Below are 3,923 nucleotides of genomic sequence, written 5' to 3' on the forward strand. Positions count from 1 at the left end.
ACGGTGTCGTAGGCGTCGGCGAACGCGGGGTAGGCGTCGTACAGTTCACGGCCCATTCCGGCGCGCTGCGCGCCCTGGCCCGTGAACAGCACCGCCAGCTTCCGGTGCCCCTCCGCTCCGGTCACCGTTCCGGCCGCCGTGGTGCCCGCCGCGAGTGCCGCCAGACCCGACACCAGTGAGTCACGGTCCGTGCCCACGACCACCGCGCGGTGCTCCAGTGCCGGGCGGCGGGCCAGTGCCAGGGCGGTGTCCCGGAGGCCGGGCGCGTCCGGTTCCCGGACGAAGGCGAGCAGCCGTTCCGCCTGCGCCCGCAGCGCCTGCGGAGTCCGCGCCGACAACTGCCAGTCCAGCACCGGCAGTCCGGGCTCCTCACCGGCCGGCTCCATGAGATCCTCGGCGGGCGGCTCCTCGATGACGACGTGGGCGTTGGTGCCGGAGACGCCGAAGGAGGAGACGGCGGCCCGGCGCGGGCGGCCGGTCTCGGGCCAGGGGCGGGCCTCCGTCAGCAGCTCGACCGCGCCCGCCGACCAGTCGACGTGCGGGGTCGGCTCGTCGATGTGCAGGGTCTTCGGCATGACCCCGTGCCGCATCGCCATGATCACCTTGATGATGCCGGTGACGCCGGCGGCCGCCTGGGTGTGACCGATGTTCGACTTCGCGGACCCCAGCCACAGCGGCCGGCCGTCGGGGCGGTCCTGGCCGTAGGTGGCGAGGACGGCCTGCGCCTCGATCGGGTCGCCCAGCCGGGTCCCCGTGCCATGCGCCTCCACCAGGTCGACGTCGGCGGGGGAGAGACCCGCGTCGGCGAGGGCCTGGCGGATCACCCGCTGCTGCGAGGGGCCGTTGGGGGCGGTGAGCCCATTGGAGGCGCCGTCCTGGTTGACGGCCGAGCCGCGCAGCAGCCCGAGCACCCGGTGCCCGTTGCGCCGGGCGTCCGACAGCCGCTCCACGAGCAGCAGCCCCGCCGCCTCCGACCAGCCGGTGCCGTCGGCCGCCGCCGCGAACGCCTTGCACCGGCCGTCCACGGCGAGCCCGCGCTGCCGGGAGAACTCCACGAAGCCGTCCGGCGTGGCGAGGACGGTCACACCGCCCGCCAGCGCCAGCCCGCACTCGCCGTCGCGCACCGCCTTCGCGGCGAGGTGCAGCGCCACCAGCGACGACGAGCAGGCGGTGTCCACCGTGACCGCCGGCCCCTCGAAGCCGAAGGTGTACGCGACCCGGCCCGACAGCACGCTCGGCTGGTTGCCGGTCGCGGTGTAGCCCTCGATCTCCTCCTGGTCAGCGCCGATCGCGTACCCGGTGTGGAAGGCGCCGACGAAGACACCGGTACGGCTGCCGCGCAGCCCGTGCACGTCGATGCCGCCCCGCTCGAAGGTCTCCCAGGCGGTCTCCAGGATCACCCGCTGCTGCGGGTCCATGGCCAGCGCCTCGCGCGGGGAGATCCCGAAGAACGCCGCGTCGAACCGGTCGGCGCCGCGCAGGAACCCGCCCTTGAGCGAGTACGTCCTGCCCGGGGTGCCCGGCTCCGGGTCGTACAGGCCCTCGATGTCCCAGCCGCGGTCGGCGGGGAAACCGGAGATCGCGTCACGGCCCTCGGCGAGCAGCCGCCACAGCTCCTCCGGCGAGTCCAGCCCGTCGGGGAACCGTCCGGCCATCGACACGATGGCGATCGGGTCGTCGTCCAGCGCGGCCCGCGCCGCGGCCACCGGTGCCACGGCGGTCGTGGTGCCCGTCACCTCGGCGAGCAGATGGTCGGCGAGCCGCTGCGGCGTCGGGTGGTCGAACGCCAGCGTCGCCGGCAGACGGACGCCGGTGGTCGCGCCCAGGCGGTTGCGCAGCTCCACGGCGGTCATCGAGTCGAAGCCCAGCTCCTTGAACGACCGGTCCGCGGTGATCGCCGCACCGGAGTCGTGTCCGAGTACGGCCGCCGCCGCCTCGCACACCGACTCCAGGACGAGCGCGGCCCGTTCGCCCTCCGCGAGGGCGGCGACGCGCTGCGCGAACGAGCCGCCCGCACCCCCGCCCGTGGTGGGCGCCGGGTCCTCGCGCAGGGCCTCGGCCACCTCCGGCAGTTCCCCGAGCAGGGCGCTGGGCCGGGCGGCGGTGAAGCCGGGCGCGAACCGGGACCACTCCACGTCCGCGACGACGACCGTCGTCTCGCCCCGGCCGACCGCGCGCAGCAGTGCCGCCGTGGCCGGCTCCGGGTCCATCGGCGGCACGCCCAGGCGGCGCATCCGCTCGGCCGCACCGTCGGCGGCGCCCATGCCGGCCCCGCCCCACGAACCCCAGGCCACGGAGGTCGCGGTACGGCCGAGGGCGTGGCGCCGCTCGGCGAGCGCGTCCAGGTAGGCGTTGGCCGCCGCGTACGTGCTCTGGCCACCGCCGCCCCACACACCGGCGCTGGACGAGATCAGCACGAAGGCGTCCAGCGGCTGGTCGCCGAGGAGTTCGTCCAGGTGCGTGGCGCCGAGCACCTTCCCGGCGAGGATGCGGTCCATCTCCGGCACGGTGGTGTCCGCCACCGAGGTGAACTGCCCGACGCCCGCCGCGTGCACCACCGCGGTCAGCGGCCGGTCGGCGGGAACGGCGTCGAGCAGTGCGGCCACCGAGGAGCGGTCCGCCGTGTCACAGGCCACGACCGTCGCCTCGGCACCCGACTCGCGCAGCTCGGCGACCAGTTCGGCGGCGCCCTCCGCGGCCGGTCCGCGCCGGCTGCTCAGCAGCAGGTGCCCGGCGCCCGCGCGGGCCAGCCGACGGGCGATCCGCGCCCCGACACCACCGGTGCCGCCCGTGATCAGCACCGTGCCGCGCGGCGACCAGTCGCCGGCCGTGCCGTGCCGCGGGGCACGCGTCAGCCTGCGGGCGAAGATCCCGGACGCCCGGACCGCGAGCTGGTCCTCGCCCCGCGGGCCGCCCAGCGCCATGGCGAGCCGCCGCAGCGCCCGCCGGTCCAGGCCGCCCGCGGCCGGCACGTCGACCAGACCGCCCCACAGCCGCGGGAACTCCAGCGCCGCGGCCACACCGAAGCCCCACACCAGGGCCTGGGCGGGGTCCTCCACGACACCGTCCGGGGAACCGGTCACGGCTCCCTGGGTCAGCGACCACACCCGGGCCGCGGTGCCGCTCTCGGCCAGGGCGGGCAGCAGGTGCGCCAGCGCGGCCAGACCGCGCGTCACCGCCGGGTGCTCCGGATGCGGGCGGGTGTCCAGGGCGAGCAGGGACAGCACTCCGCGGATCCCGCCCGCCTCCGCCAGCGCCGCCCGGAGCGCCGGGCCGTACGCCTCCGGGTCGGTCCCGGCCTCGTACACCGTGAACTCGGCGCCCTGCGCCCGCAGTCCGTCGAGGATCGCCGCGCTCTGCCCGGCCGCCGCGCCCGCGGGCACCACCGCCAGCCAGGTCCCGTTCGGATGCGCCCCGGTGTCCTTGGCGAGCCGCTTCCAGGTGATCCGGTACGTCCAGGAGTCCAGGGTGCCGCGCAAGCGCTCGCCGCGCCGCCAGTCGGCGAGGATCGGCAGGGCCGCGCCCAGCGAGGCGCTGTCGTCGCTGCCGAGAGTCGCGCCCAGGGCGTCCAGGTCACCGCTCTCGACGGCGTCCCAGAACGGGGAGTCGTCGGTGTCCGTGCCCCGGCCGTCGCGCGGTACGCCGGTCCGGTCGGACCCGTCCAGCCAGTAGCGCTGCCGCTGGAAGGCGTACGTCGGCAGCTCCACCGGCCCGCGTCCCTCCGCCACACCGAAGAACGCCCGCCAGTCCACGGGGACGCCCCGGGTGTGGAGCGTGGCGAGGGCCAGGGCGGCCGTCCGCACCTCGCTCTGGTTCCGGCGGAGGGCGGGGGTGACGAGGCTGGTGGTGTCGTCGTCGAGGGTTTGGCCGGTCATGGGGGTGAGGGCGGCGTCGGGGCCGAGTTCGAGGTAGGTGGTGGTGCC

Annotated in this window: 1 protein-coding gene; it reads right to left on the reverse strand. The window is 76.2% G+C overall.

Annotation, left to right across the window (positions count from 1 at the left end):
- Nucleotides 1-3,923 (reverse strand): SDR family NAD(P)-dependent oxidoreductase (locus IF37_RS0137885; RefSeq protein ID WP_030754080.1); only part of this gene is annotated, 3,923 nt, incomplete at both ends.

The sequence above is a fragment of the Streptomyces sp. NRRL S-31 genome (genome assembly GCF_000718775.1).
Taxonomy (GTDB): Bacteria; Actinomycetota; Actinomycetes; order Streptomycetales; family Streptomycetaceae; genus Streptomyces.